Here is a 26,051-nt window from a genome sequence, read left to right on the forward strand (position 1 = left end):
AGGAGTGTGTACCGCTTTGCCCCCCTCCGGATTTGAACGGGTTCGGCCCGCTCCCGGTTCCGCCCCCCGGCGACCGGACCGCGTGACCCCGGTCACTTTGGACGGACAAAGCGGACACAATCTTTGTGCACGCGTTCACAAAGACATAGCCTGCTTCCGACGGGGCGGTCTTGGGACAAGTGACCGCCTGCAGCCCCGCTCATCCCGCAGGAGCATCGTGGCAACTGGCCGAACTCACCGACCGGCGACCCGCAGCCGAGGTATTCCCGAGGCCACTGTCGCCAGGCTTCCGCTGTACTTGCGTGCCCTCACCGCGCTCTCCGAGCGATCGGTGCCCACGGTGTCCTCCGAAGAGCTCGCGGCCGCCGCCGGGGTCAACTCCGCCAAACTCCGCAAGGACTTCTCCTACCTCGGCTCGTACGGGACGCGCGGGGTCGGCTACGACGTCGAATACCTCGTCTACCAGATCTCCCGCGAACTCGGGCTGACCCAGGACTGGCCCGTCGTCATCGTCGGCATCGGCAACCTCGGCGCCGCCCTGGCCAACTACGGCGGTTTCGCCTCGCGCGGGTTCCGCGTGGCGGCCCTGATCGACGCGGACCCGGCGATGGCGGGAAAGCCGGTGGCCGGCATGCCCGTGCAGCACACCGATGAGCTGGAGAAGATCATCGAGGAGAACGGCGTCTCCATCGGGGTCATCGCCACCCCGGCGGGCGCGGCGCAGCAGGTGAGCGAGCGGCTCATCGCCGCCGGTGTCACCTCGATCCTGAACTTCGCGCCGACCGTGTTGTCCGTGCCGGACGGCGTGGACGTGCGCAAGGTGGACCTGTCGATCGAGCTTCAGATCCTGGCCTTCCACGAGCAGCGCAAGGCCGGCGAGGAAGCGGCCGCCGCCGCGGACTCCGCGACCGGCGCCGCCGCGAACCCGGTGACCGCCGCCGCGGCAGCCGCCGCCATTTCTCCCGCCACGACCACCGCCTCCGCCTCCGCGTCCGCCGCCCGCAAGGGCGGCCCCGAGGGTGACGTCCCGGCGGTGATGCCGGCATGAGTCTGCTGGTCGTAGGGCTGAGCCACCGCAGCGCGCCGGTGAGCGTGCTGGAGCGGGCCTCGTTGTCCGCCGACGCCAAGGTCAAGCTGCTGCACGACACCCTCGCCGCCGAGCCGGCGACGGAGGCGACGGTGCTCGCCACCTGCAACCGCATCGAGCTGTACGCGGACGTGGACAAGTTCCACGCCGGTGTGGCCGAGCTGTCGACGTTGCTGGCGCAGCACAGCGGGGTGGCCCTGGAAGAGCTCACCCCCTATCTCTACGTGCACTACGAGGACCGGGCGGTGCACCACCTGTTCTCGGTGGCGTGCGGGCTGGACTCGATGGTGGTCGGCGAGGGCCAGATCCTCGGGCAGATCAAGGACACCCTGGCGCTCGGGCAGGAGCAGCACACGGCCGGCCGGCTGATCAACGACCTGTTCCAGCAGGCGCTGCGGGTCGGCAAGCGGGCGCACTCGGAGACCGGGATCGACCGGGCCGGGCAGTCGCTGGTGACGTTCGGGCTGGAACAGCTGTCGATGGGGGCCGAGGTCCCCGCGTGGGCCGCGGGCAAGCGGGCGCTGGTGATCGGCGCCGGTTCGATGTCGTCCCTGGCGGCGGCCACGCTGGCCCGGGTCGGCGTCGCCGAGATCGTCGTGGCGAACCGGACCGCGGAGCGGGCGGAGCGTTTGGCCGGGATTCTGGTTGCCTCGGGCACCGGGGTGACGGCGCGGGCCGTTCCGATGGCCTCGGTCGCGGACGAGCTGACGCGGGCCGACGTGGTCGTCTCCTGTACCGGGGCGACCGGGCTGGTGCTGACCGCCGACGACGTGCTCGCCGCCGTCTCCCGCGACACCGCGCCCGAACCCGTGCCCCACACCCCCGCGGACCCCGCCGGCGCGGCCCCCGCCGCGCCGGACGTGGCCGGGCTGGACCGGGACGTACTCGCCCGGCTGGTCGCCGCCGCCGAAGGCGGCCGACGGCTCGCCGACGCCGGGGCGGCGCGCACCATCACCAGCGCCCCCGCCGAGACCGACGGGTGCCCCGTGGGCCCCGACGGGCGCTCCGCGCTCACCGGCGTGGACGCCAACTCCCTGGAGCTGCACGGCACCTGGGCCGACCAGGGCGAGGCCGCCGCGCACCGGCAGCCCCGCAAGGGCGCCCGGAGCCAGGTCGACGTCCGGCCGGTCCGGCTCGCACTGCTCGACCTGGCCATGCCACGCGACATCGACGCGGCCTCCCACCGGATCCCCGGCGTGCGGCTCGTCGACATCGAGTCGCTCGCCGAGGTCTCGGCCGACGCCCCGATGGCGGCCGACGTCGACGCGGTGCGCGCGATCGTCGCCGAGGAAGTGGCGGCCTTCGGCGCGGCGCAGCGGGCCGCGCACATCACGCCCACCGTCGTCGCGCTGCGCGCCATGGCCGCCGAGGTGGTGGCCATGGAGGTGGCCCGGCTCGACGGACGCCTGCCGGATCTGGACGAGCGCCAGCGGGCCGAGGTGACGCAGACCGTGCGGCGCGTCGTAGACAAGCTCCTCCACGCGCCGACCGTGCGCGTCAAGCAGCTCGCGAGCGAGCCCGGCGGAGCCGGGTACGCGGAGGCGCTGCGTGAACTCTTCGACCTCGACCCTCAGACGGTGGCCTCCGTCAGCCGGGCGGACGCGGCCGATCCGAAGAACGACGACCCAGGACGGGCATCATGAACACACGTCCCGACCAGCCCCTCCGGCTTGGCACGCGACGCAGCAAGTTGGCCATGTCCCAGTCCGGGCACGTCGCCGAGGCGGTACGGGCGGTCACCGGCCGGCCCGTCGAGCTCGTGGAGATCACGACCTACGGTGACGTGTCCCGGGAGCACCTCGCGCAGATCGGGGGCACCGGCGTTTTCGTCACCGCCCTGCGGGACGCGCTGGCCCGGGGCGAGGTGGACTTCGCCGTCCACTCGCTCAAGGACCTGCCGACCACGCAGCCCGGGGAACTGGTGATCGCGGCCATGCCGAAGCGGGAGGACGCGCGGGACGCGCTCGTCGCCCGTGACGGCCTGACCTTCGAGCGGCTGCCCGACGGCGCGCGGATCGGTACCGGTTCGCCGCGCCGCACGGCGCAGCTGCACGCGTACGCCAAGAGCCTGGGCAAGGTCATCGAGACCGTGCCGATCCGCGGGAACGTCGACACCCGGATCGGGTACGTGCGCGCCGGTGAGCTCGACGCCGTCGTCCTGGCCGCCGCCGGCCTGAACCGGATCGGGCGCGGCGACGAGGCCACCGACCTGCTGTCCGTGGACAACGTGCTGCCGGCACCCGGCCAGGGAGCCCTGGCCGTGGAGTGCCTCGCGTCGGACACGGCCCTGATCGCCGCCCTCGCCGAACTCGACGACCCGTTCACCCGGGCCGCCGTGACCGCCGAGCGGTCCCTCCTCGCCGCCCTGGAGGCCGGCTGCAGCGCCCCCGTGGGCGCGCTCGCCGACCTGCTGGCCGACGGGCAGACTGTCAATGAGATGCGCCTGCGCGGAGTCGTCGGAACCCTCGACGGCTCGACGCTGGTGCAGCTGTCCACCACCGGTCCCGTGCCCCAGTCTTACGACGAGGCCATGGCGCTCGGCCGCGAACTCGCGGACGAGATGCTGGCCAAGGGCGCGGCCGGTCTGATGGGGGAGCGATCGCTTTGAACCCCTCACGTCCCACCCCTTCCGCTTTCGCGGCGGTCGCCGCCCACGGGCACGTCACCTTCCTGGGCGCGGGCCCCGGTGACCCCGGCCTGCTGACGCTGCGCGCCGTCGAGGCGCTCGCCTCGGCGGACGTGCTGATCGCGGAGCCCGAGGTGCTGGAGGTCGTCCGTACCCATGCGCGCGCGGGTGTCGACACGCCGCAGCTGACGGTAGCTGACGAAATGTCAGCAGCCGCCGGCGTGCCGGTGATCCGCGACGCCACCAATCTTGTCATGGAGGCCGCGCGGGCCGGCAGGCGGGTCGTGCGAGCCGTCACCGGCGACCCCGGACTCGACGGCAACGCGGCCGAGGAGATGCTCGTCTGTGCCACCGAGGGCATCCCCTTCGAGGTGGTGCCCGGCGTCGCGACCGCCGTCGGCGTGCCCGCCTACGCCGGTGTGCCGCTGCGCGGCCAGGGGGGCGCCGACGTGCGCTTCCTGGACGCCCGGACCGCCTCCGCGCGCTGCTGGAGCGAGGTCGGCGCCAGCGATGGCGTCCTGGTCGTCTCCGCGACGCTGGAGACCGTCTCGGCCGCCGCCGCCGAGCTGGTGGGCGCCGGGCGCAAGCCCGACACCCCGCTCACGGTGACCGTGGCCGGTACGACGACCCGACAGCGGACCTGGAGCGCGACGCTGGGTTCCATCGCGCAGGTCTTCAAGCAGGGCAAGGTGCTCCCCTCGCCCGAGGGCTCGCGGTCGGTCATAGCCGTGGTCGGCGAGCACGGCGCGACCGCGCGCCGCGAGGACCTGGCCTGGTTCGAGTCGAAGCCGCTGTTCGGCTGGCGGGTGCTCGTTCCGCGCACCAAGGAGCAGGCCGCCTCGCTCTCCGACCAACTGCGTTCGTACGGCGCGGTGCCGCACGAGGTGCCGACCATCGCCGTGGAGCCGCCGCGCACCCCGCAGCAGATGGAGCGGGCCGTCAAGGGCCTGGTGACCGGCCGCTACGAGTGGATCGCGTTCACCTCCGTCAACGCCGTGAAGGCGGTGCGGGAGAAGTTCGAGGAGTACGGGCTCGACGCGCGCGCCTTCGCGGGCATCAAGGTCGCCGCGGTGGGCGAGCAGACCGCCGCCGCGCTGGTCGAGTTCGGTGTGAAGCCGGACCTGGTGCCGAGCGGCGAACAGTCGGCCGCCGGACTGCTGGAGGACTGGCCGCCGTACGACCCGGTCTTCGACCCGATCGACCGCGTCTTCCTGCCGCGCGCCGACATCGCGACCGAGACGCTGGTCGCGGGCCTGATAGAGCTCGGCTGGGAGGTCGACGACGTCACCGCCTACCGGACGGTGCGCGCGTCGCCGCCGCCGGCGGACACCCGTGAGGCGATCAAGGGCGGCGGCTTCGACGCCGTGCTCTTCACCTCGTCCTCCACGGTGCGCAACCTCGTCGGGATCGCCGGCAAGCCGCACAACGTCACCGTGATCGCCTGCATCGGACCGGCGACGGCCAAGACGGCGGAGGAGCACGGCCTGCGGGTCGACGTGCTGTCGCCCGAGCCGTCGGTGTCGAAGCTGGCGGAGGCGCTGGCCGAGTACGGGGCCGCGCGCCGCGAGGCGGCCAAGGAGGCCGGCGAGTCGGTGTACCGGCCGAGCGAGCGCCGCCCGGGCGCGCGCCGCCGTCGCACCACCTGAGGGCGGTCGTAGGACTCGACGGGGCCCGGACGCGTTGCGTCCGGGCCCCGCGGCGTACCCGGGGGACGTGCGGGGGCGTACGGGGCGTGGTGCGGCGCGGGGGCGCGGGCGGGCACGGCCTACGCTGGTTCCCGACTGTTCTCGACGCTCGAAGAGGCGACTAGAAGATGAGCACGTACGGATCCTTCCCCGGCTCGCGCCCCCGCCGGCTGCGCACCACCCCGGCGATGCGGCGGATGGTCGCGGAGACCCGCCTGCACCCCTCGGACCTGATCCTCCCCGCCTTCGTGCGCGAGGGCATCAGCGAGCCCCTGCCGATCTCCGCGATGCCGGGCGTGGTCCAGCACACCCGCGACACCCTGCGGAAGGCCGCCGTGGAGGCCGTCTCGGCGGGCGTCGCGGGGATCATGCTGTTCGGTGTCCCGGCGGACGAGAACAAGGACGCGCTGGGCACGGCGGGCACGGAGCCGGACGGCATCCTCCAGGTCGCGATCCGCGACGTGAAGGCCGAGGTGGGCGACGATCTGGTGATCATGTCCGACCTCTGCCTGGACGAGTACACCGACCACGGCCACTGCGGGGTGCTCGACGAGCACGGCCGGGTCGACAACGACGCGACGCTGGAGCGGTACGCCGAGATGGCGCAGGTCCAGGCCGACGCGGGTGTCCACGTGGTCGGGCCCAGCGGGATGATGGACGGCCAGGTCGGGGTGATCCGCGACGCGCTGGACGAGACGGGCCACGAGGACGTGTCGATCCTCGCGTACACGGCGAAGTACTCGTCGGCGTTCTACGGTCCCTTCCGCGAGGCCGTCGCCTCCTCCCTCCAGGGCGACCGCAAGACCTACCAGCAGGACCCGGCGAACGCGCGCGAGTCCCTGCGGGAGCTGGCGTTGGACCTGGAGGAGGGCGCCGACATGGTCATGGTCAAGCCCGCGGGCCCCTACCTGGACATCCTGTACCGGGTCGCGCAGGCGGTGGACGTGCCGGTGGCCGCGTACCAGATCAGCGGCGAGTACGCGATGGTCGAGGCGGCAGCCGAGAAGGGCTGGATCGACCGCGACCGCGCCGTCATGGAGACGCTGCTCGGCATCAAGCGGGCGGGCGCGGACACGATCCTCACGTACTGGGCGACGGAGGTCGCGCAGCGGCTGGGGCGCGAGGGCTGAGGGGCGGGGCGGGGTTCCGGCGGGACGCCCCCAGCACCTCCCTGATTCCGAGGAAGGGAACACCGCCCCCGCCTGGGTAGCCCCGCCCGCCGCGATGAGTACGGGCACTCATGCGCCGGGAAGCCACGCCGTGGCTGGATGGGGGCATGAGCCAGAACGCCACCACCGCCACCCCCGCCGCCGCCCGGGACCCCCGCGCCTTCGTCGCGCCGCTCGTGGCGACCCTGATCACGCTGCCGCTCGGCTTGGTGGCGTTGTGCTTCGCCGGGATCAGCCCGATGGCCTGTGACTCCTGCAACGGCGACGAGGCCCACTCCTTCGACGACAGCTTCGCCGCCGCCTTCACCGTGTTCCAGGCCGGCCTGGCCGTGGCGCTCGTCCTGCTGGTCACCGCCTGGGCGCTGCCCTGGCAGCGCCGGCACGCCGCGAAGCGCGTGGTCCTCGCCGCGCTCGCGCCCTCGGCCGTCGTCCTGGCCTGGGTGCTCTTCTACGGCATGGTCGACTGGCCGTAGGCCGAGCGGTGGGCGCACCCTGGAGGGAAGAGGTCGACCTCTGGAGGTGATCCCTCATGGCCACGCTCGCCGGGTGGCATGTGGAACTGGAATTCACCGAGGAGGGCCACCGCACCAGCGCGGCAGCCCTGCTCAGGCTCATGGACGGCTCCGAACTGCGGGCGCACGGCTACGCCATGCGCCATCCGTCCGACACGGACCAGCTCCGGGTCGGTGAGGAGATCGCGGGCGCGCGGGCGCTCATGGATCTCGCGTCGCAACTACTGGACAAGGCCCACACCGAGATCGACGCGGAATCGGGCCGGCACTCCTACCCGCTGACCCAGTGAGCGAGGCGGGTCCAGGTAGCCGGTGAGAGGGTGAGGACGGGACCGTGCGGGACCTTCGAGTCCCGCACGTGTACCTGGTCGGCGGGGCAGGTGGCCATCTCGACGCACTGCCCGCCCTCGTCGCCGCTGTAGCTCGACTTGCGCCAGGTCATCGCCACTTCGAGGCACTGGCCGCCTTCGCTGCCGCTGTAGCTGGACTTGAACCACACGAGTTCGGTGCTCATTGCTCTCCTAGCAGCCGGTCCAACAGGGCCTTCGTCTCCACGAAGTTGAGGGCCTGTGACCGCAGCATCGCATATTTCTGAGTGAGGATGCTGACCTCATTGGGGTCCCGTACGAGGATGCTGCCGCGCTGGGTTTCCGAGTACGCCAGGTGCTGGTGCTCGGGGGTTTCGAGCAGGGTGAACGGGCCGTCGAGACCCGCGTGGGCCGTGATGCCGAGGGGCAGCACCTGGAGGGCGATGGCCGGCCGGTCGGCGCAGGCGCGCAGGTGGCGGAGCTGCTCCCGCCAGACCTCGTCGCCGCCGATCCGGTCGCGCAGGGCCGCCTCCCAGATGACGAAGCTGAGGGTGGGCGGGGTGGGGCGGCGCAGTATCTCCTGCCGCTTGATGCGCAGGGCGGTCTGGAGCTCGATCCAGTCCTCGCCCGCGTACGGGACGCGGCAGCCGAGCACCGCGCGGGCGTACGCCTCGGTCTGGAGCAGTCCCGGCACGGTCATCGTGTCGTACCAGGACAGTGCCAGGGCCTCCCGCTCGCGCTCCATGTACTCCTCGGCCCAGGCCGGGATGGTGTCGACCTCCGGCAGCCGGTTCGCGGCGACCGTCAGCAGGCCGGGCAGGCCGAGGATCCGGTCCATCCGCTCGGCGACGTCCGGCATCAGGACGCGTCTGCCCTGCTCGATGGAGGCCAGCGTTTCGACGTCGATGACGACCAGTTCGGCCAGGGCGCGCTGGGTCAGTCCTTTTGCTACGCGGGCGACGGCGACCAGCTCGCCGACCATCTTCATGGCCGTCGCGTTCGGCCGGACCCTTTTCCTTGGTGGCATGAAAGTGAACTCCCCACCTGAGCACGAGTGATAGCCGTGCCAACCCGTACTCGGTGAGGAGTACGGGTCGGTCGCCTCTATGACGCTAGTCACACACCGCGACGCTCGTCAGGTGAACGTGACGAATGAACCCGCCCTGATGCGGGACCGGTTCTACCCGCGCAGCCGTCAGACGGTGGGCGCCGCCAGGGAGTTCGCGGCCCAGACGCTGGACGCGTGGGACGCCCGGGCCCGGCTGGACGACGTGTTGCTCTGCGTGAGCGAGCTGGCCACCAACGCCCTGCTGCACGGCGTGCCCCCCGGCCGGGGCTACCGCCTGCGGCTGTTCCGCTTCGACGGCGTCGTCCGGGTCGAGGTGCACGACAGCGGCGGCGGCCGGCCGCGCGTCGGGAACCGGGACGCCGCCGCCGAGCGGGGCCGGGGACTGCTGCTCGTTGCGGCCGTCGCCGACCGGTGGGGTGTCGGGCTGCGCAGCCCCGGCAAGACGGTGTGGTGCGAGCTGGACGTGCCTTAGAGACGCACCTCCTCGACCCGCTGCGCCAGCCGGGACATCGCTCGGGCCAGTTCGGCGGCCGTGCCCCAGGGGACGATCGCCGCGCGGGCCGGGACCCGTACGCCGCCGGTCAGGGCCACGCGGGTGCCGCCGCCCGGTTCCGGGGCCGCCGCCATGCCGATGATCAGGAAGCGGCTCTGGAGCCAGCACCAGCCCGGGCGCAGCACCCCCCGGAAGTGGGCCCGCAGCCCGTACTTGCTGCGGGCCAGGGCCTCCACCCGGTCGCCGCTCACCCGCAGCACCCGTACGGTGCGCATGTCGGGCTGGAAGCGGCCGAACTCGCCCTCAAGGTCGGCCATCACCGCCCAGACGGTCTCCGGGTCGGCGGGCAGCACTCGTTCGGCGACCCGTGCGCCCGGGATGCCGGCCGCCATCACCCGCAGTCGGGCGACCGTGTCGATCGCGTACGTCATGAGAACCACGCCTTCCGGAAGCTCGTACGGGCCCGGTGCAGCCGGGACTTGGCGGTGCCGGGCGGTACGCCGAGGACGGCCGCGGCGGATTCCTCGTCCAGCCCCTCGACATCGCGCAGCACCAGCACCGCGCGGTGGTCGGGGGACAGCCGGGCCAGCACGTCGTCGATGTCGGCGGCGAGCTGGGGGTCGCCGCGCCCGGGTACGTCGGCGAGTTCGGCGGGCCGGGCGCGGGCCGCGCGGCGGGCGGTGCGCACCGCCTCGCGGACCGCGATGGCCCGCACCCAGCCGTACAGGGCCTCGGGGTCCCGCAGGGTGCGCAGCGCCCCGAAGACGGTGACGAGGGCCTCCTGGGTGGCGTCCGGGCCGTCGGCGAGGGCGATCGGGGTGCAGACGCGGGCCACGTACGGGGTGAGGTGGTCGAGGAGGTCGTGCATCGCGAGGGTGTTGCCGGCGCGGGCGGCCCGGGCGAGGGCGACTCCGCGCTCGCGTTCGTCCGGGCTCACCGGGCGCGCGCCAGGCGGCCGGCGGCCCAGCCGAAGCCGAGGCAGGCGGGGGTGTAGAGCGCGAGGTTGAGTACGTAGAAGGGCCCGGGCGGGCTGTCGATGACCCGGGCGGCCCAGCCCAGGCCCGCGAGGCCCCGTACGGCGAGTCCGGCGGCGACGGCGCCGGTCACCAGGCGGGTCGCGGGACCGCCGCGGCGGTGGGAGTGGGCGAGGACGGCGGCGGCTCCGGTGAGGGTGAGCGCGGCGAGGGGCAGGACGACGGGCGGGGCGAAGGAGACCTCGGTGCCGAGAACGGCGAGGGACAGCGCGTGCGCGTCGGGGGCGGGCCAGGTCCGCCCCGTCGCCCAGTACAGGTGGACGAGGCCGTCCACGGCCAGCAGGGCCGCGAGCGCCGTGCCCAGGCTGCGGCGGGTGGTGTCGTTCATGTGCTCCCCCTCGGTATCGGGTACCAACACCCCGAAGAGGAGCCGCCCGTGCGGAACGTTCCCTGTGTTCCGCGTCACAGCGGGGTGTCGGGCTGTGCCGCGGCCCGTTCCCGCAGGGCGCGGATCAGGGTGGCGACCTCCGGCTGGTCGCGGCGGCTGCCGAGGGTGGCGACGCCGATGTGCCGGGTCGGGGTGGGCGCTTCGAGGGGGACGGCGCGCAGGCCCGGCACCGGGGGCGCGAGGGCGATGGACGGGATCAGCGAGAGGCCGAGGCCCGAGGCGACGAGGGAGCGGGCGAAGAAGTAGTCGGTCGTGGTGCCGCGCACCTGGGGGTCGAAGCCGGCGCGTTCGGCGTAACGCCGCAGGTACGCCTCGGTCTTCAGGCAGCCGAGCACCCAGGGTTCGGCGGCCAGCTCGGCGAGGTCGAGCGTCGCGCGGTCCGCCAGGCGGTGCCCTTCGGGGAGGACCGCGTACAGGGGGTCCTCCATCAGGGGAATCCACTCCGGGGCGGGGCTGCGGCCGGTGCGTCCGGGCAGCGGGCCGTCGAAGCGGTAGGCGAGCGCGAGGTCGGCCGCGCCCCGGCGGACCAGCGCCAGGCTCTCCTCGGGCTCGTCCTCCCGGACGTGGACGACCGTGTCGGGGTGGGCGGCCGTCAGCGCGGCGAGGGCGTCGGGGAGCAGGAGCCTGCCGCCGCTGGTGAAGGTGGCGAGGGTGAGCCGGGTGCGGCCGGTGCCGAGCCGGTCGACCTGCCGTGTCGCGTGGGCGAGTTCGGCGGCGACCGACTCGGCCGCGCCGACCATGATCCGCCCGGCGGGGGTGAGGGTGACCCCGCGGGTGCTGCGCGCCACGACCCGCGCGCCGAGGCCGCGTTCCAGGGCGGCTATCTGCTGGGAGACGGCCGAGGGGGTGAGGTGGAGGGCGACCGCGGCCCGGTTGAAGCTGCCGTGTTCCGCCACCGCCCGCAGGACGCGGAGCCGTTGCACATCGATCAACAGTTTTCCTTCACGCGTGGACAGGAAGTGGGCACTTCTGCTGGGGGCCGTACGTCTTCAGGATGGCGGCATGCACACGGTCGACAAGCCCCAGGTCCACAAGCAAGAGGTCTGCGTCATCGGCGGAAGCCGGTACTTCGGGAAGCTCCTGGTCGAGCGGCTGCGGGCCGCCGGACACCGGGTCACGGTGATCAACCGCGGCTCCGCCCGGCCGCCGGCGGGCGTGGAGCACCTCGTCGTGGACCGCGACGACGAGGCCGCCCTCACCGCCGCGCTCGGTGACCGCACCTTCGACGTGGTGGTCGACCAGGTCTGCTACACCCCCGTGCAGGCCGCGATCGCCGTCCGCGCCTTCGCCGGGCGCACCCGGCGGTACGTGATGACCTCCACGATCGAGGTGTACGACCCGGCGACCGCCGCGCCGGGGGCGCTCGCGGCCGGCGCTCCCGGTACGCCGGTCGCGGAGGACGTCGTGGACCCGGCCGGCTGGCCGGTGCGCACCGATCTGCCCTGGCACGACGCGGCGTACCGGGAGGCGCACTACGCCGAGGGCAAGCGCCAGGCGGAGGCGGTCTTCACCCGCGAGGGCCGGTTCGACTTCGCCTGCGTGCGCAGCGCCCACGTACTCGGCGGCGGCGCCCGGGAGTTCACCGGGCGGCTGGCGCACTACGTCGAGCGGGTGGCCCGGGGCGAGGAGATCGCCGTGCACGCCGGGGCGCGGCCCACGGTCTTCATCCACTACCGGGAGCTGGCCGAGGTGCTGCTGTGGGCGGCGACGGCCACCGCGTTCACCGGCCCGGTCAACGCCTGCTCCGACGGTCTGCTCGACGTACGCGACCTGGTGGCCGTGATCGCCGGGCAGACCGGGCGACGGCCCGGGTACCGGACCGTCGCGCCGGGCGCGGTCGCGTCGCCGTTCTCCGTCGACCGGCACTACGCCATGGCCAACGACCGGGCGCGGGAGTTGGGCTTCGCCTTCTCCCGCACGGCCGACTGGCTGCCCGGCGCCGTCGCCGAGGCGCTCTGAGCGGACCCGAGCGGACCCGAGCGGACCCGAGCGGACCTGAGCGGCCGTACGGGGCCGCCCCGGGCCCGTCAGAGGCGCTCGGGGGTGCGGATGCCGAGGAGCGCCATGCCCTTGGAGAGGGTGCGGGCGGTCAGGTCGCAGAGGAAGAGGCGGTTCTCCATCTGCTCGGCGGTCTCGGCCTTCAGGACCGGGCACTGGTCGAAGAAGGTCGAGTAGAGCGTCGCCAGCTGGAAGAGGAACGCCGCGACCTTGTGCGGGGCGTACTCGGCGGCCGCGTCCGCGATGACCTCGCCGAACTGGTCGATGTGCAGGCCCAGCGCGCGCTCGGCGGGGGCCAGGGCCAGCTCCGGGTGCGCGACGGGCCGGACCTCGCCCGCCTTGCGCAGGATGGAGCGGTTACGGGCGTACGCGTACTGGAGGTACACGGACGTGTCACCGGTCAGCGAGACCATCTGGTCGAGGTCGAACTTGTAGTCGCGGCCGGCGGAGGTGGACAGGTCCGCGTACTTGACCGCGCCGATGCCGACGTACCGGCCGTTGGAGACGATCTCCTCCTCGGTCAGGCCGATCTTCTCGCTCTTCTCGCGCACGACGGCCGTCGCCCGCTCGACGGCCTCGTCCAGCAGGTCCACCAGGCGGACGGTCTCGCCCTCACGGGTCTTGAACGGCTTGCCGTCCTTGCCCAGGACGGTGCCGAAGGCCAGCTGGACGGCCTTGACCCCGTCGTTCAGCCAGCCGGCCCGGCGGGCCGTCTCGAACACCATCTTGAAGTGCAGGGACTGGCGGGCGTCCACCACGTAGATGAGGGTGTCGGCCTTGAGGTCGCCCACCCGGTTGCGGATCGCGGAGAGGTCGGTCGCGGCGTAGCCGAAGCCGCCGTCCGACTTCTGGACGATGAGGGGCGTCGGGTTGCCGTCCGGGCCCTTGTACTCGTCGAAGAAGACGCACAGCGCGCCGTTGGAGCGGACGGCGACGCCCGAGTCCTCCAGCAGCTTGCAGGTCTCGGCGAGCATGTCGTTGTAGCCGGACTCGCCGACGACGTCCGGGTCCTGGATGTCCATGTCCAGCTTGTGGAAGACGGAGTAGAAGTAGATCTTCGACTCGTCCACGAACCGCTGCCACAGTGCGAGGGTCTGCGGGTCCCCGGCCTGGAGGTCCACGACCCGGGCGCGGGCCCGCGTCTTGAACTCCTCGTCGGAGTCGAAGAGGGCGCGCGAGGCCTTGTAGAGGCGGTTCAGGTTGGACATGGCCTCCTCGCCGGAGACCTCGACGTCCTCGGCGGCGCCTTCGGCCTTGTGGTCCAGCTCGTGCGGGTGCTCCAGGAGGTACTGGATGAGCATGCCGAACTGGGTGCCCCAGTCGCCGATGTGGTGGCGACGGACCACCGTCTCGCCGGTGAACTCCAGGATCTCGACCATCGCGGCGCCGATCACGGCGGAGCGCAGGTGGCCGACGTGCATCTCCTTGGCGACGTTGGGCTGCGCGTAGTCGATCACGGTGGTGCCGGCGTTCGCGGCGTACGGGACGCCGAGGCGGTCGTCGGCGGCGCGGGCGGCCAGCGTCTCGATGATCGCCCGGTCGGTGATCGTGATGTTGAGGAAGCCGGGGCCGGAGACCTCGATCTCCTGGATCAGGTCACCGGTCGGGATCGCGCCGACCACGTCCGCCGCCAGCTCGCGCGGGTTGGCCTTGGCCTTCTTCGCGAGCGCCAGGATGCCGTTGGCCTGGAAGTCGGCCCGGTCGCTACGGCGCAGCAGCGGGTCCACGGCACCGGCCTCCGGCAGGGCGGAGGCGAGGGCGTCCGCGACGCGCTGGTCGACGGACGAAGCGAGGGAAGGGACCGAGGCCATGAGCTGCCGTTCCTGTGAGGTCGCGCCCGGGGGCACGCTGGGAGGTGAACTTGGTTGTTCCGACAAAGCCCGAGTATCCCACGGGAGGCCCCGCGCTTTCCCGGGAGAAAAGCAACCCCGGAGCGGCCTCTTCCGTCTGGGAGAATGGCGTAAGCCAGCATTCGAGATAGAAGGACGTGTCGTGGCTCAGAGCAGCACCGAGACCGACTGGGTCTCCCGTTTCGCGGACGAGGTCATCGCCGAGGCGGAGCGCCGAGCACCCGGCAAACCTGTCGTCGTCGCGTCCGGACTCTCCCCCTCCGGCCCGATCCACCTGGGCAACCTGCGCGAGGTCATGACCCCGCACCTGGTCGCCGACGAGATCCGCCGCCGGGGCATCGAGGTCCGGCACGTCCTGTCCTGGGACGACTACGACCGCTACCGCAAGGTGCCGGCGGGCGTCGAGGGCGTGGACGAGAGCTGGGCGCAGCACATCGGCAAGCCGCTGACCGCCGTCCCGGCCCCGGCCGGGTCCCCGTACGGCAGCTGGGCCGAGCACTTCAAGGCCGCGATGGTCGAGTCGCTGGCCGAGTTGGGCGTCGAGTACGACCCGATCAGCCAGACCGAGCAGTACACGACCGGCGTCTACCGCGAGCAGGTGCTGTTCGCGATGAAGCACCGCGCGGACATCGACGCCGTACTCGACCAGTACCGCACGAAGCAGAAGCCGGGCGGCAAGAAGCCGCAGCAGAAGCCGGTGGACGAGGCCGAGCTGGAGGCCGCCGAGGGGTCGGGCGCCGCCGCCGAGGACGACGGCAGCGCCGAGGGCGCGGAGTACTTCCCGTACAAGCCGTACTGCGGCCAGTGCGGCAAGGACTTCACCAAGGTCACCTCGTACGACGACGCGACCACGGAGCTGACCTACGTCTGCACCGAGGACGCGTTCACCGAGACGGTCGCGCTCAGCGAGTTCAACCGCGGCAAGCTGGTCTGGAAGGTCGACTGGCCCATGCGCTGGGCCTACGAGGGCGTGATCTTCGAGCCCTCCGGCGTCGACCACTCCTCGCCCGGCTCGTCGTTCCAGGTCGGCGGGCAGATCGTGCACATCTTCGGCGGCGAGCAGCCGATCGGACCGATGTACGCGTTCGTCGGCATCAGCGGCATGGCCAAGATGTCGTCCAGCAAGGGCGGGGTCCCGACCCCGGCCGACGCGCTCAAGATCATGGAGCCGCAGCTGCTGCGCTGGCTGTACGCGCGCCGCCGCCCGAACCAGTCCTTCAAGATCGCCTTCGATCAGGAGATCCAGCGGCTGTACGACGAGTGGGACAAGCTGGAGGCCAAGGTCGCCGACGGCTCCGTGCTGCCGGCCGACGCCGCCGCGCACACCCGCGCCGTGCGGACCGCCGCGGGCGAGCTGCCGCGCACCCCGCGCCCCCTGCCGTACCGCACGCTCGCCTCGGTGGTCGACATCACCGCCGGACACGACGAGCAGACGCTGCGCATCCTGTCCGACCTGGAGCCGGAGCGGCCGTTGGCCTCGCTGGACGAGGTACGGCCGCGGCTGGACCGCGCCGAGAACTGGATCACCACCCAGGTCCCGGCCGACCAGCGCACCCTGGTGCGCGAGGAGCCCGACACCGAGCTGCTCGCCTCGCTGGACGACGCGGGCCGGGAGTCGCTGCGGCTGCTCCTGGAGGGACTGGACTCGCACTGGTCGCTCGACGGGCTGACCACGCTGGTCTACGGCGTGCCGAAGGTGATGGCCGGGCTGGAGCCCGACGCCAAGCCGACGCCGGAGCTCAAGGTCGCGCAGCGCACGTTCTTCGCGCTGCTGTACCGGCTGCTGGTGACCCGGGAGACCGGGCCGCGGCTGCCCACGCTGCTGCTGGCGGTGGGGGCGGACCGGGTGCGCAAGCTGCTGGCCGCCTGAGTCCTCGTAGGACCCGTCCGTAGGACATGGGAAGGGCCCGTACCCCGGGGTGGTTTCCGGGGGTACGGGCCCTTCCCACGTGTCGTGGGCGGGTCAGGCGATGTGCTCGTTCTCCAGGTCGCGCTGGTAGCGGAGCTTGAGCTCCGGCATCAGGCGGCGGATCATCGAGGCGCTGCGCGGGTGCACGATCCCGTGGCGGTCCGAGAGGTGTATGTCCACCTGTTCCGGGGTCGGGAACTGGGAGTGCTCGTCGAGGAAGGCGCGGAAGACCTCGTAGGCGGCCTCCGCGAACTTCACCTCGTCGATGTCCGGGTCCGGGCCGTACTCCGGTCCCGCGGCGTGCTCAGGGGCCGGGGCGGTCGCGGGCGCGGCGGCCTGCTCCTGCTGGTCGGGACCGGCCGGGGCCATCACCGGGGTCGGCTCCAGGCCCTCGACGTACTGGGGGTTGTAGCCGCCTTCGTACGCCGCCTGCGGGGCCAGGGGCGCGGCGAACCAGGCGCTGTTGTGGGCCGCGGGCATGGCGGTCGGCTCCACCGCGAAGGGGAGCTGCGCCGGGAGCGGGCCCGGGACCACCGGCTGGGGGGCGCCCTGGGCGGCCTGGGCCTGCGGGGCGGGGGTTTCGGACGCCTGGGCCCGGGCCTGGGCGGTGGCCGGGGCGTCGGGCGCCGCTTCGAGGGCGGGGGCGCCGGCCGCGGGGTCCGCGCCCGCCTCGGCCGGGGGCAGCAGCAGCGGGTCGATGCCGGCCGCGGCCAGACCCGTCGGGGCGGTCTGGGCGAGCGGCACGCCGATACGGGCCAGGCGCAGCGGCATCAGCGCCTCCACGGGGGCCTTGCGGCGCCAGGCGCGCCCGTAGCGGGCCTGGAGGCGGGCCTGGTAGATCAGCCGGTCCTGCTCCATGCCGACCGCCTGCTCGTAGGAGCGCAGCTCCCACAGTTTCATCCGGCGCCACAGTTTGAAGGTGGGGACGGGGGAGAGCAGCCAGCGGGTGATCCGGACGCCCTCCATGTGCCGGTCGGCGGTGATGTCCGCGATCCGGCCGACCGCGTGCCGGGCCGCCTCGACGGTGACCACGAACAGGATCGGGATCACGGCGTGCATGCCGACACCGAGCGGATCCGGCCACGCCGCCGCGCCGTTGAACGCGATCGTCGCGGCGGTCAGCAGCCACGCCGTCTGGCGCAGCAGCGGGAAGGGTATCCGGATCCAGGTCAGCAACAGGTCGAGCGCCAGCAGCACGCAGATGCCGGCGTCGATGCCGATGGGGAACACCAGGGAGAAGTTGCCGAAGCCCTTCTTCAAGGCCAGCGCGCGCACTGCGGAGTACGACCCCGCGAAACCGATGCCCGCGATGACCACGGCTCCGGCGACCACGACACCGATGAGTATCCGGTGCGTACGAGTCAGCTGCATCGCGGCCACCCGAGATCCCCTCCCCTTCGACGTGCTACGAGCTGCTGCCGGGACTGTGACGAGCCCGGGCAGGCACAGAGTACGGGTGACTGGATGTCAGCCCTACCGCTGCCCCCGGTCCTGCCGTTTCCCGGCGTCGTGGGCCGCCGGCAGCCCGCAGCCACCGGCCACCCCCGGCGACTACCGGCGGCCACCGCCGTCCCGCGCCGGCTACCGCATCGACTACCGCACCCCGACTACTGGCCCGGGGACTTCGAGGGCTCCGGGGACTTGGACTCCTGGGCCGACTGCGACGGCTGCGGGGACTGCGGGGACTGCGACGCGCCCTGCCCGGCACCCTGTCCGGGGGCCGGCTGGTTGGGGGTCGGCTGTCCGGTGCCCGCGGCCTCCACCGAGGCGGCCGTCTCCTTGGCCGCGGCGATGGCGTCCTGGAGCAGCTTGCCCTGGTCGGGGGCGGAGGCGCCCTCGTAGGCGGCACCGTTGTAGTCCAGGGTGATCACGACGTTCTTGTCGCGGACGACGATGGTGTTGTTGAAGAAGTCGACGTCCTTCTTCACGCCGTAGACGACCGAGGTGCCCTGGTCGCCGATCCCGCCGGCCTGCTCCACCTTGACGTCGTGGGCGCCGTCGACCTTCTTCGCCGTCTCGACCTGCTTGTTGTACTGGTCCTCGGCGCGCTTGTCGCCGCTGCCGAGGGTGGCGTGGGAGTCGTAGCGGACCAGCGAGATGGACAGCCAGTGGTACTGCGAGCCCTTGAGGCCGTCCTCGTCGAGGCCGTTCCAGGAGCAGCTCGCGCGGCTGGAGAGGTCGTTCGACTTCGTCGCCGTGCCGTTCTTGTCCTTCGCCTCGGGTACGAGCGTGTCGATGGTCTTCGACTGCACGGCCTTGCAGGGCTCGGGCAGCGTGGTGAACGCCACCTTCTCCAGGGCGGGCGTCTTCTTCCCGCCCGGCTTGGAGGATGCGGAGGAATCGGACTTCTTGCCGTCCGAGCCCGTACCCTTGCCGCCTGAATCGGAGGAGCATCCGGCGACGGTGAGGATCACCGGGACGGCTGCGCAGGCGAGAACGCGGGTGAGGCGCGAGGCTGATCGGTGCATGGTTCCTTCAGTCGTTGGGGCCGTCTCACGGGCCTTCGTGCGGGCCTTGCTGCGGCCCTGGTGCGGCCCTTGGTGTCGGCGCGTTGCGGGCGCGGGACTCGAACAACGGTAGCCCGACCCGGCGCCCGGCTGCTGTGCGCGCCGTCACGCGGGCCGCGCGCGCCCCTTTCCGGCGCGTGCGGTCATTCGTTGAAACGCTCGACGAGCGCCTGCGCCAACTGTCGTACCTGACCCTGGGTTTCCACGCTGGAGGGCACGACGCCGGGCTGGGCGGGTTGGACGCTGTACTCGATGGTGACGATGACGTTCGAGGTGCGGAACACGGTGCGCACGGTGCGCGACTGGGGGGCGGTGGTGCCGGCGGGGCTCAGCTTGTCCTCGATGTAGGCCTCGTTGCCGAGCCCCTCCAGCACGCGGGAGCCGAGCTCGGGCGGGGCGGTGGGGGTAGGGCCGGCGCCGGCACTCGTACTGGTACCGGCATTCGTACTACCGGCACTGGCACCGGGGCTGCCGCCCTGGCCGGGGGGCGCGCTCGGGGCCGCGCTCGGGGCGGTGCTCGGGGCGGCGGCGGAGGCGGTCGGGGAGGGCGTCGCCGAAGCGCCGGGGAACGGCAGGTGCGCGTCGGTGAGGCGGCGCACGTACACCTGGCGCGCCTTGTCGTCGTCGCTCGTGGTGGCCCGGTCGTATGAGACCACGCGCTCGAAGCCGATGGACAGCAGCCGGGTCTCGGAGGGCGTCTGCGCGGTCCAACGGCAGCCGACGCGCCGGTCGGCGTCGTACGAGGCGTCCGCGGTGCCGGCGTAGAGCCGCTCGCGCTGTTCGGTGGTGAGGCTCTCGTCGGCCGGGAGCATGGCCCGCAGCCGCTTGGCGTCGGCGGCCTTGCAGGGCGCGGGGAGGTTGCGGTACTTCCCCGGCTGGACGGGGACGGCGGTGCTCCCGCCGGCCTTCGCGTCGGTGGTGGCCCCGGAGCCGCTCGTCTCGGTGCACCCGGTGAGGCCGGTGACCCCGGCCACGAGCGCGGTGAGGATCGCGACGCCTGGCAGGGCCCGCCGTCGTACCGCCTTGCGCTGCACGTCCCATGGCTCCCTTCGGCCGGCCGGCTGCCCGGCGGTCAGGAAATTGCTTTGCCGTGGCTGGGGCACGGCTGGACACAATGTCTATCGCACACGCTGGTGCCGGCGCCGGTTCCTTGTCCGCTTTGGAGCCATGAGCGAGGCTTTTTGCGTATTCCTACTTTCCTGTGGGTAACGGGGTTTTGAGGCTGTTATGTCGTATGTAGAGGTGCCCGGGGCGAAGGTCCCGATCCGGATGTGGACCGATCCCGCGTCGGTCGAGGACCACGCGATGCGGCAACTGCACAACGTCGCCACGCTCCCGTGGATCAAGGGCCTGGCCGTCATGCCGGACGTGCATTACGGCAAGGGCGCCACGGTCGGTTCGGTGATCGCGATGAAGGACGCGGTCTGCCCGGCGGCGGTGGGCGTCGACATCGGCTGCGGCATGTCGGCGGTGAAGACCTCCCTCACGGCGAACGACCTCCCGGGGGACCTGTCGGCGCTCCGGTCGAAGATCGAGCGGGCCATCCCGGTGGGCGTGGGCCTGCACAGGGAGCCGGTGGACCCGGCCCGGCTGTACGGCTTCGGGGCGGCGGGATTCGGGGACCTGTGGGAGCGCTTCGACTACGTCACGGACGCGGTGAAGTACCGGCGGGACCGTGCGATGCGGCAGATGGGAAGCCTTGGCCAGGGCAACCACTTTATCGAGTTTTGTCTTGATGAGTCAGGTTCGGTCTGGCTCATGCTGCACTCGGGCTCGCGCAACATCGGCAACGAACTGGCGAACTTCCACATCGAGGTGGCTCGCGGGCTCTCGCACAACCAGGGCCTGGTCGACCAGGATCTGGCCGTCTTCCTGGCGGCGACCCCGGAGATGGCGGCGTACCGCAACGACCTCTTCTGGGCGCAGGAGTACGCGAAGTTCAACCGCGCCGTGATGATGAGCCTGTTCAAGGAGGTCATCCGCAAGGAGTTCCGCAAGGCCAAGGTCTCCTTCGAGCAGGAGATCAGCTGCCACCACAACTACGTGGCGGAGGAGCGGTACGACGGGATGGACCTGCTGGTCACGCGCAAGGGCGCGATCCGCGCGGGCAGTGGTGACTACGGGATCATCCCGGGCTCGATGGGGACGGGCTCGTACATCGTGAAGGGTCTCGGCAACGCGAAGTCCTTCAACTCCGCCTCGCACGGCGCCGGCCGCAAGATGAGCCGGACGGCGGCGAAGAAGCGGTTCTCGGCCCGGGACCTCGCCGAGCAGACGAAGGGCGTGGAGTGCCGCAAGGACTCAGGTGTGGTGGACGAAATCCCGGGTGCCTACAAGTCGATCGAGCAGGTCATCGACCAACAGACGGACCTGGTCGCGGTGGTCGCGAAGCTCAAGCAGGTCATCTGCGTCAAGGGCTGACGAGCACCGGTGGGAGCGGAGGGTCCCGGACCGTCAACGGTCCGGGACCCTCCGCGTGTCATCGACCCTCGTCGCCGTCGAGGAGGCGGTCCACAGGCAGTTCCAGCGTTACCCCGGTGGACCCGGGGAGAGGGAGGGACGTGCCCCGTTTGAAGCACTTGCGCGAGCGGTATTCGCCGCCGCGCGGGTCGGTGTAGAGGACGGCCTCGTCGTGGCGGCGGTCGGCCACGACGTACACCGGGATTCCGGCTTGGGCGTAGCAGTCGACTTTGGAGCCCAGGTCGTCGGACCAGTTGGACGAAGTGACCTCAAGGACCATGCGGAAGACGTGCGGCGCGAAGCAGTTCTTCTCGACGTGTGCGTCGCGGTAGTCGGCCTCGACGAGGGAGAAGTCCGGGATCGCGAAGTCTGTCGGTCCCGATGGCAGCCAGAGACCGATGCCCTGGAGGTATCTCATACCTGCCTGCCGGGCCCCGGCCGTGAAGAATTGTTCGATGAGCCAGGTCAAGGACTCCGCGTGCGCCCCGTCGGCAGGTGGTGTCACGGTGAGCCTCCCCTGGAGAATCTCCACTCGGTGTCCGGGAAGCTCCTTGGAGAGACGATCGGCGGCCTCGGCGATCGTGGTCTCGTGCTGTATCACGGCCACAGCTTCCTCCTTTTCGTGACTCACACTTTCGGAGCGTAGCCGCGTGTGCTGACACTTCGTGAGACTTCACCCGTTCGATGCGCCGGTTCGGTGTGCCGGCCCGGCGACCAGGGGGCTGCGGCGCCGGGGCGAGCACTTGGACCGGTCAGAGTTCGCGGTGGACCTTGGTGTTGGACGCCTGGGCGCGGGGGCGGACCACCAGCAGGTCGATGTTGACGTGGCTGGGGCGGGTCACCGCCCAGGTGATGGTGTCGGCCACGTCGTCGGCGGACAGGGGGTGCGCGACGCCCGCGTAGACCTTCTCGGCCTTCTCGGCGTCGCCCCGGAAGCGGGTCTTCGCGAACTCCTCCGTCTTGACCATGCCCGGCGCGATCTCGATGACGCGGACGGGCTGTCCGACGATCTCCAGGCGGAGCGTCTCGGCGAGGACGCGGGCGCCGTTCTTGGCGGCGACGTAGCCGGCGCCGCCCTCGTACGTGGAGTGCCCGGCGGTGGAGGACAGGACGACCACCGTGCCGTCGCCGGAGGCGACCAGGGCCGGGAGGAGGGCCTGGGTGACGTGGAGCGTGCCGATGACGTTCACCTCGTACATCGTGCGCCAGTCGGCGGGGTCGCCGGTCGCCACGGGCTCGGCGCCGAGTGCGCCGCCGGCGTTGTTGACGAGCACGTCGCAGCGCGGCAGGGAGGCCGCGAAGGCGTCCACGGCGGCGCGGTCGGTGACGTCGAGGGCGTGGGCGGTGGCCTCGTGTCCGGCGTCGGTGAGCTCGGCGGCGAGGGCCTCGATGCGGTCCTTGCGGCGGGCGGTGAGGACGACGTGGTAGCCGGCCGCCGCGAGCTGTCGGGCGGTGGCCGCGCCGATGCCGCTGCTCGCGCCGGTGACTACGGCGGTCCGGGTGGCGGGGCTCATGGGCGTGCTCCTCGTTCGTTCGTCGTGCGTCGTTCGTTCGTACGGTCGATTCCCGGCCAGCATAGGCGGATGACACGGTGGCGCCGGTCGGACAGCGGTCGGGCGCGGGGTGCGGCCGGTTGGCCGCCGTCAGGTGCCGCGCCGCGCCCTCGTTCGTGTGATGGTCCGATCGGCGTGCGTCCGGGCGGTCTAGCGTCCGCGCGTGGAGGTGGTGGCGGTGCGCCGTGGTGCCGTACGGAGTGTGGTGGTGGCGGGCTTGCTGGTGCTGGGCGGTGCGTGGGGCGCGGGCAGCGCCGGGGCGCGGACGCCCGAGCCCGAGGCGGACGTCTCGTACCACGGGCGGGTCTCGCTGGACGACGGACGGCTGCGGGTGTGGCTGGTCCCGCGCAACGAGGGGCCCGACGCGGTGGCCGGCGCCACGCTGCGGGTGCGGCTGTCGGCGGACCTCGCGGACCGGCAGGAGCCGGCGGAGGGCTGCGCGCGGGCGGGACGGCGCGAGGTGGTGTGCGAGACCGGGCCGCTGCCCGCGCACGGGCAGGGCCGGCACATCGCGCTGCTGCTCGGGCTGCGGGAGCGGGTTCCGGAGGTGGTGGTGCGGATCGACACGTGGTGGAACGGCGATGTCGCCGACCGCAACAGCGTCAACAACGAGCAGGCGGTACTGGCGCTGGACACCGGGGACCCGTACGCCTTCTGAGGGCTACTCCTCGAAGGGGCCGCGGGGTTCCTGCTTGTGCGGTTCCTCCTTGTGCGGCGCGGGCCGCGGCAGGAGCCAGGACGCGACGGCGGACGCGGTGGCGGCGTCGTCGGCGTGCTCGGAACTCCAGGCGACGTAGCCGTCGGGGCGTACGAGGACGGCTGCCGTCGTACGCCGCCCGGTCGGCCAGTGGTGGTGGGCGAGCGGGCTGCCGGGCGGAGTCGGCCGGTCGGGAGGGGTGACGAGGACGAAGCCGCCGGTGCGCAGAGCCTCGTAGAGGCGCAGGCCGCCGGCGAGGGGCAGGTCGGGGGCGCGGCGGCCCGCGGTGGTGGGGCGGTGGGTGCCGGGCGGGGGCGGGTAGCCGATCCCGATGCCGGAGACCAGGCCGAGGGCGCGTTCCCGGGCGGGGCGGGAGCGGGCGAGGAAGGCGGCGCCGAGGGCGCGGGCGGCGCGGCGGGCGGGGTCGCTGACCATGGCGGTGCGGAGGAGGGCGCCGCTCGCGCGCAGGACGAGGCGGCCGACGGGGTGGCGCTCGCGGTGGTAGCTGTCGAGGAGGGCCTCGGGGTCGGGGCTGTGGCCGTGGAGGACGGCGGCGAGCTTCCAGGAGAGGTTGGCGGCGTCCTGGAGGCCGGTGTTCATGCCGAGGCCGCCGGCGGGGGAGTGGACGTGGGCGGCGTCGCCGGCGAGGAAGACGCGGCCGACGCGGTACCGGGGGACCTGGCGTTCGTCGCTGTGGAAGCGGGACATCCAGCGGGGGTCGTGCATGCCGTGGTCGGTGCCGAGGGCGGCGCGGGTGATGGTGCGCAGCTCTTCGAGGTCGACGGGGTCGGTGTCGGCGGCGCGGCCGTCGCGGTGCCAGGCGATGGCGCGGTACCAGCCGTCGCCGAAGGGGACGACGAGGGCGAAGGCGTCGGCGCTGCCGTTGACGGCGAGGAAGTCCTCGGGGGGCCGGGTCAGGCGTACGTCGGCCAGGACCATGGAGCGGACGACGGCCTGGCCGGGGAAGGGCAGAGCGAGGGCCTGGCGGACGGTGGAGCGGACGCCGTCGGTACCGACGACGTGGCGGGCGGTCTGTCGCACGGGGCCGGTGGGGGTGGTGATATCGAGGGTGACGGTGTCGTCGTCCTGGTGGAGGCCGGTGACTTGCCAGTCATATCGGATGACCGCCCCTGTGGACAGAGCGCGACGCTCCAGCAGTTTCTCTGTCTCATATTGGGGGGTGATCAGTACGAACGGGTAGCGGGTGCGCAGCTGTTGGAGGGAGAGGGTCATGCCACCGAAGGGGCGAAGGCGGTCGATCCGTCGGCCGGTGGAGACGAGCTGGTCGGCGACGCCGCGGGCGTCGAGGAGTTCGAGGGTGCGGGCGTGGACGGCGAAGGCCCGGGTCAGATTGGCGGCGGTGCGGGGGCGTCGCTCGATGAGGGTGACGGAGAGGCCGGCGGCGGCGAGGTCGCCGGCGAGCAGGAGACCGGTAGGTCCGGCGCCGACCACGGCGACGTCGACGACGGCGTGCGGGGTGGTGTCCTCTGCGGCAGTCATGCCTCGGCAGTCTGCCGCAGATCAGGCGGCGGCGTCACCGCCGCCGAACTCGGCGAGGGCTTCGGAGACGATCCGCTCCAGGCGGGCGTGGTGGGCGCCGCGCCAGTACACGCGCTCGCAGTCGGCGCACTGGGCGAACACGTCGTAGGAGCGCTGCGTGCCGTGTTGGAGGCGGTCGCCGACGCTGTCCTTGTCGGCCTCGCGCAGTGGTCCGTTGCAGGCGGTGCAGCGGGTCCAGGGCGCGAGGGGCGGGGCGAAGCGGCTGAGTACGTCGCGCAGTTGCTCGTCGGGGTTGTCGCTGTAGACGTAGGCGCCGGCGAAGATCTCGCGGCGGCGCAGCAGGCCGCGGTCGCGGGAGAGCAGGATGCGGTGCTCGGCGGCGGAGCGGGTGGCGAGGGCGGGGTCCCCGATGTCCTCGTTCTCGTAGGCGGCGTCGACTCCGAGCAGGCGCAGGCGGCGGGCGAGCGTGCCGAGGTGGACGTCGAGGAGGAAGCGGAGGGCGGTGGTGCCGTCGTCGTCGCCGTGGCCTTCGCCGTGGCCGTTGCGCTGCGGGACGCGCTGGGGTCGGTCGACGCCGAACACCTCGACGAGTTCGCCTGCTTGGGGCACGTACGAGACCGGCACCTCGTGGCCGTCCACGAGCAGCCGACCGACCTCGGTGAGCGGGACGCCGGCGGACTCGACGACGTGCCCGAGGCTGGAGGCGCCGTCGGTCGCGGTGGGAACGCGCGCGGCGCGCCGACTGGGGGCGGCGAAGACGTGCAGTTCGGGCGCGAGGGTGAGCTGAATGCCGGGTCCGTTCACCCTGCCAGCATGCCATTCGCCCCCGGCGCCCCGGGGGGAATTTCGGCACCGGGCCCCCGGGCGCCGACCGCCGGCCCGGGCCGGGTGCCGGCTGCCGCCAGTCCGGCGGGCGGACCCCCACCCGTGCCAGCGGCGGAGCGCCGGATGCCGCCCCGCGCCGGCGGCGGCGAGGAAATTCAGCCTCGCCGGCGTTTGAGGCGCGGGGTGCGGGGTGGAGCCCCGTGAGGCCCGGGCGGAGCCCGGGGGCGCTCGCGCGGCGGCGCCGCGGCCGACCGGGCCCCGGCACCGCCCGGCCCGCGGCCACAGGCCCCGGCGTAACGGTCCGGCGGTCGGCCGGTGGCTCGGCACCCGTGCCGGGGTCGGGGCCTGCGGGGCCACGGGTCGCCGGCCGGTGGGGGTGGC

At 72.6% G+C, this 26,051-nt stretch carries 26 protein-coding genes; 12 read left to right on the plus strand and 14 right to left on the minus strand.

Annotated elements, in window-relative coordinates; all coding sequences use genetic code 11:
• The first annotated feature begins 217 nt into the window (after positions 1 to 217).
• From ACFVXJ_RS27230 to ACFVXJ_RS27260, 7 genes are all read left to right on the plus strand, one after another.
• A complete protein-coding gene (locus tag ACFVXJ_RS27230) occupies positions 218 to 1,048 on the plus strand; it encodes a redox-sensing transcriptional repressor Rex (RefSeq protein WP_389665591.1) in 831 nt (276 codons plus the stop codon).
• On the plus strand, positions 1,045 to 2,730 hold the full coding sequence (locus ACFVXJ_RS27235) for a glutamyl-tRNA reductase (RefSeq protein WP_389665593.1): 1,686 nt from the start codon (positions 1,045 to 1,047) through the stop codon (positions 2,728 to 2,730). The genes ACFVXJ_RS27230 and ACFVXJ_RS27235 overlap by 4 nt, the downstream gene beginning before the upstream one ends.
• Positions 2,727 to 3,695, plus strand: a complete 969-nt coding sequence (gene hemC, locus ACFVXJ_RS27240; protein ID WP_389665595.1) for a hydroxymethylbilane synthase — start codon at positions 2,727 to 2,729, stop codon at positions 3,693 to 3,695. The genes ACFVXJ_RS27235 and hemC overlap by 4 nt, the downstream gene beginning before the upstream one ends.
• On the plus strand, positions 3,692 to 5,359 hold the full coding sequence (locus tag ACFVXJ_RS27245; protein WP_389665596.1) for a uroporphyrinogen-III synthase: 1,668 nt from the start codon (positions 3,692 to 3,694) through the stop codon (positions 5,357 to 5,359). Before hemC ends, ACFVXJ_RS27245 begins: the two co-directional genes overlap by 4 nt.
• A gap of 167 nt (positions 5,360 to 5,526) precedes the next feature.
• On the plus strand, positions 5,527 to 6,528 hold the full coding sequence (gene hemB, locus ACFVXJ_RS27250) for a porphobilinogen synthase (RefSeq protein WP_389665598.1): 1,002 nt from the start codon (positions 5,527 to 5,529) through the stop codon (positions 6,526 to 6,528).
• Between the two features lie 146 nt (positions 6,529 to 6,674).
• A complete protein-coding gene (locus ACFVXJ_RS27255) occupies positions 6,675 to 7,040 on the plus strand; it encodes a hypothetical protein (RefSeq protein ID WP_389665600.1) in 366 nt (121 codons plus the stop codon).
• A 56-nt stretch (positions 7,041 to 7,096) separates the two neighbouring features.
• Positions 7,097 to 7,369, plus strand: coding sequence for a DUF1876 domain-containing protein (locus ACFVXJ_RS27260; protein ID WP_389665602.1), 273 nt, complete (start codon positions 7,097 to 7,099; stop codon positions 7,367 to 7,369).
• On the opposite strand, the gene ACFVXJ_RS27265 is transcribed toward ACFVXJ_RS27260, so the two are convergent.
• Together ACFVXJ_RS27265 and ACFVXJ_RS27270 are read right to left on the minus strand one after the other, a co-directional pair.
• Complete coding sequence (locus tag ACFVXJ_RS27265; protein WP_389665603.1) at positions 7,351 to 7,593, minus strand: DUF397 domain-containing protein; 243 nt, start codon at positions 7,591 to 7,593, stop codon at positions 7,351 to 7,353. The two genes, ACFVXJ_RS27260 and ACFVXJ_RS27265, sit on opposite strands and share 19 nt — an antisense overlap.
• Positions 7,590 to 8,414 (minus strand): helix-turn-helix domain-containing protein, encoded by an 825-nt coding sequence (locus tag ACFVXJ_RS27270; protein ID WP_389665605.1) that lies wholly within the window; start codon positions 8,412 to 8,414, stop codon positions 7,590 to 7,592. Before ACFVXJ_RS27270 ends, ACFVXJ_RS27265 begins: the two co-directional genes overlap by 4 nt.
• 139 nt (positions 8,415 to 8,553) lie before the next feature.
• On the opposite strand from ACFVXJ_RS27270, the gene ACFVXJ_RS27275 reads away from it, so the two are divergent.
• A complete protein-coding gene (locus ACFVXJ_RS27275) occupies positions 8,554 to 8,928 on the plus strand; it encodes an ATP-binding protein (RefSeq protein WP_389665739.1) in 375 nt (124 codons plus the stop codon).
• On the opposite strand, the gene ACFVXJ_RS27280 is transcribed toward ACFVXJ_RS27275, so the two are convergent.
• The 4 genes from ACFVXJ_RS27280 to ACFVXJ_RS27295 all read right to left on the minus strand — a co-directional run bounded on the left by ACFVXJ_RS27280 (position 8,925) and on the right by ACFVXJ_RS27295 (position 11,303).
• Complete coding sequence (locus tag ACFVXJ_RS27280) at positions 8,925 to 9,380, minus strand: hypothetical protein (protein ID WP_389665606.1); 456 nt, start codon at positions 9,378 to 9,380, stop codon at positions 8,925 to 8,927. The genes ACFVXJ_RS27275 and ACFVXJ_RS27280 overlap by 4 nt on opposite strands.
• Positions 9,377 to 9,886, minus strand: a complete 510-nt coding sequence (locus ACFVXJ_RS27285; protein ID WP_389665608.1) for an RNA polymerase sigma factor — start codon at positions 9,884 to 9,886, stop codon at positions 9,377 to 9,379. The genes ACFVXJ_RS27280 and ACFVXJ_RS27285 overlap by 4 nt, the downstream gene beginning before the upstream one ends.
• Complete coding sequence (locus ACFVXJ_RS27290; RefSeq protein WP_389665610.1) at positions 9,883 to 10,311, minus strand: DUF3995 domain-containing protein; 429 nt, start codon at positions 10,309 to 10,311, stop codon at positions 9,883 to 9,885. Before ACFVXJ_RS27290 ends, ACFVXJ_RS27285 begins: the two co-directional genes overlap by 4 nt.
• 74 nt (positions 10,312 to 10,385) lie before the next feature.
• Positions 10,386 to 11,303: a LysR family transcriptional regulator gene (locus ACFVXJ_RS27295; protein WP_389665611.1), complete on the minus strand. Its 918-nt coding sequence runs from the start codon at positions 11,301 to 11,303 to the stop codon at positions 10,386 to 10,388.
• Between the two features lie 70 nt (positions 11,304 to 11,373).
• Between ACFVXJ_RS27295 and ACFVXJ_RS27300 the strand changes: the two genes are divergently transcribed.
• Positions 11,374 to 12,330, plus strand: coding sequence for an NAD-dependent epimerase/dehydratase family protein (locus ACFVXJ_RS27300; protein ID WP_389665613.1), 957 nt, complete (start codon positions 11,374 to 11,376; stop codon positions 12,328 to 12,330).
• A gap of 68 nt (positions 12,331 to 12,398) precedes the next feature.
• Here the strand turns inward: ACFVXJ_RS27300 and argS are convergent, their stop codons facing one another.
• Positions 12,399 to 14,180, minus strand: coding sequence for an arginine--tRNA ligase (gene argS, locus ACFVXJ_RS27305; protein WP_389665615.1), 1,782 nt, complete (start codon positions 14,178 to 14,180; stop codon positions 12,399 to 12,401).
• Between the two features lie 181 nt (positions 14,181 to 14,361).
• Between argS and lysS the strand changes: the two genes are divergently transcribed.
• Entirely contained in the window at positions 14,362 to 16,089 is a 1,728-nt protein-coding gene (gene lysS, locus ACFVXJ_RS27310; protein ID WP_389665617.1) for a lysine--tRNA ligase, read from the plus strand.
• A gap of 93 nt (positions 16,090 to 16,182) precedes the next feature.
• Here lysS and ACFVXJ_RS27315 read toward each other — a convergent pair whose 3' ends face one another.
• The 3 genes from ACFVXJ_RS27315 to ACFVXJ_RS27325 all read right to left on the minus strand — a co-directional run bounded on the left by ACFVXJ_RS27315 (position 16,183) and on the right by ACFVXJ_RS27325 (position 19,669).
• A complete protein-coding gene (locus tag ACFVXJ_RS27315; protein WP_389665618.1) occupies positions 16,183 to 17,508 on the minus strand; it encodes a DUF2637 domain-containing protein in 1,326 nt (441 codons plus the stop codon).
• Between the two features lie 227 nt (positions 17,509 to 17,735).
• Positions 17,736 to 18,596, minus strand: coding sequence for a DUF3558 family protein (locus tag ACFVXJ_RS27320; protein WP_389665620.1), 861 nt, complete (start codon positions 18,594 to 18,596; stop codon positions 17,736 to 17,738).
• 182 nt (positions 18,597 to 18,778) lie between these two features.
• Entirely contained in the window at positions 18,779 to 19,669 is an 891-nt protein-coding gene (locus ACFVXJ_RS27325; RefSeq protein ID WP_389665621.1) for a DUF3558 domain-containing protein, read from the minus strand.
• A 193-nt stretch (positions 19,670 to 19,862) separates the two neighbouring features.
• On the opposite strand from ACFVXJ_RS27325, the gene ACFVXJ_RS27330 reads away from it, so the two are divergent.
• Positions 19,863 to 21,056 (plus strand): RtcB family protein, encoded by a 1,194-nt coding sequence (locus ACFVXJ_RS27330; protein ID WP_389665623.1) that lies wholly within the window; start codon positions 19,863 to 19,865, stop codon positions 21,054 to 21,056.
• A gap of 58 nt (positions 21,057 to 21,114) precedes the next feature.
• Here ACFVXJ_RS27330 and ACFVXJ_RS27335 read toward each other — a convergent pair whose 3' ends face one another.
• A complete protein-coding gene (locus ACFVXJ_RS27335) occupies positions 21,115 to 21,702 on the minus strand; it encodes a Uma2 family endonuclease (RefSeq protein ID WP_389665625.1) in 588 nt (195 codons plus the stop codon).
• Between the two features lie 145 nt (positions 21,703 to 21,847).
• Positions 21,848 to 22,609 (minus strand): SDR family oxidoreductase, encoded by a 762-nt coding sequence (locus ACFVXJ_RS27340; protein ID WP_361313036.1) that lies wholly within the window; start codon positions 22,607 to 22,609, stop codon positions 21,848 to 21,850.
• A 202-nt stretch (positions 22,610 to 22,811) separates the two neighbouring features.
• On the opposite strand from ACFVXJ_RS27340, the gene ACFVXJ_RS27345 reads away from it, so the two are divergent.
• The gene (locus ACFVXJ_RS27345; protein WP_389665627.1) at positions 22,812 to 23,306 is read left to right on the plus strand and encodes a hypothetical protein; all 495 of its coding nucleotides are present in this window, start codon (positions 22,812 to 22,814) and stop codon (positions 23,304 to 23,306) included.
• A 3-nt stretch (positions 23,307 to 23,309) separates the two neighbouring features.
• Here ACFVXJ_RS27345 and ACFVXJ_RS27350 read toward each other — a convergent pair whose 3' ends face one another.
• Both ACFVXJ_RS27350 and ACFVXJ_RS27355 read right to left on the minus strand, forming a co-directional pair.
• Positions 23,310 to 24,845 (minus strand): FAD-dependent monooxygenase, encoded by a 1,536-nt coding sequence (locus ACFVXJ_RS27350; RefSeq protein WP_389665628.1) that lies wholly within the window; start codon positions 24,843 to 24,845, stop codon positions 23,310 to 23,312.
• A 21-nt stretch (positions 24,846 to 24,866) separates the two neighbouring features.
• Positions 24,867 to 25,649 carry a Mut7-C RNAse domain-containing protein gene (locus ACFVXJ_RS27355; protein ID WP_389665630.1) on the minus strand — a complete coding sequence of 261 codons (783 nt, stop codon included), beginning with the start codon at positions 25,647 to 25,649 and terminating at the stop codon, positions 24,867 to 24,869.
• Between the last annotated feature and the right edge of the window lie 402 nt (positions 25,650 to 26,051).

Origin of the sequence: Streptomyces sp. NPDC058279 (genome assembly GCF_042881255.1) — a bacterium.
GTDB lineage: Bacteria > Actinomycetota > Actinomycetes > Streptomycetales > Streptomycetaceae > Streptomyces.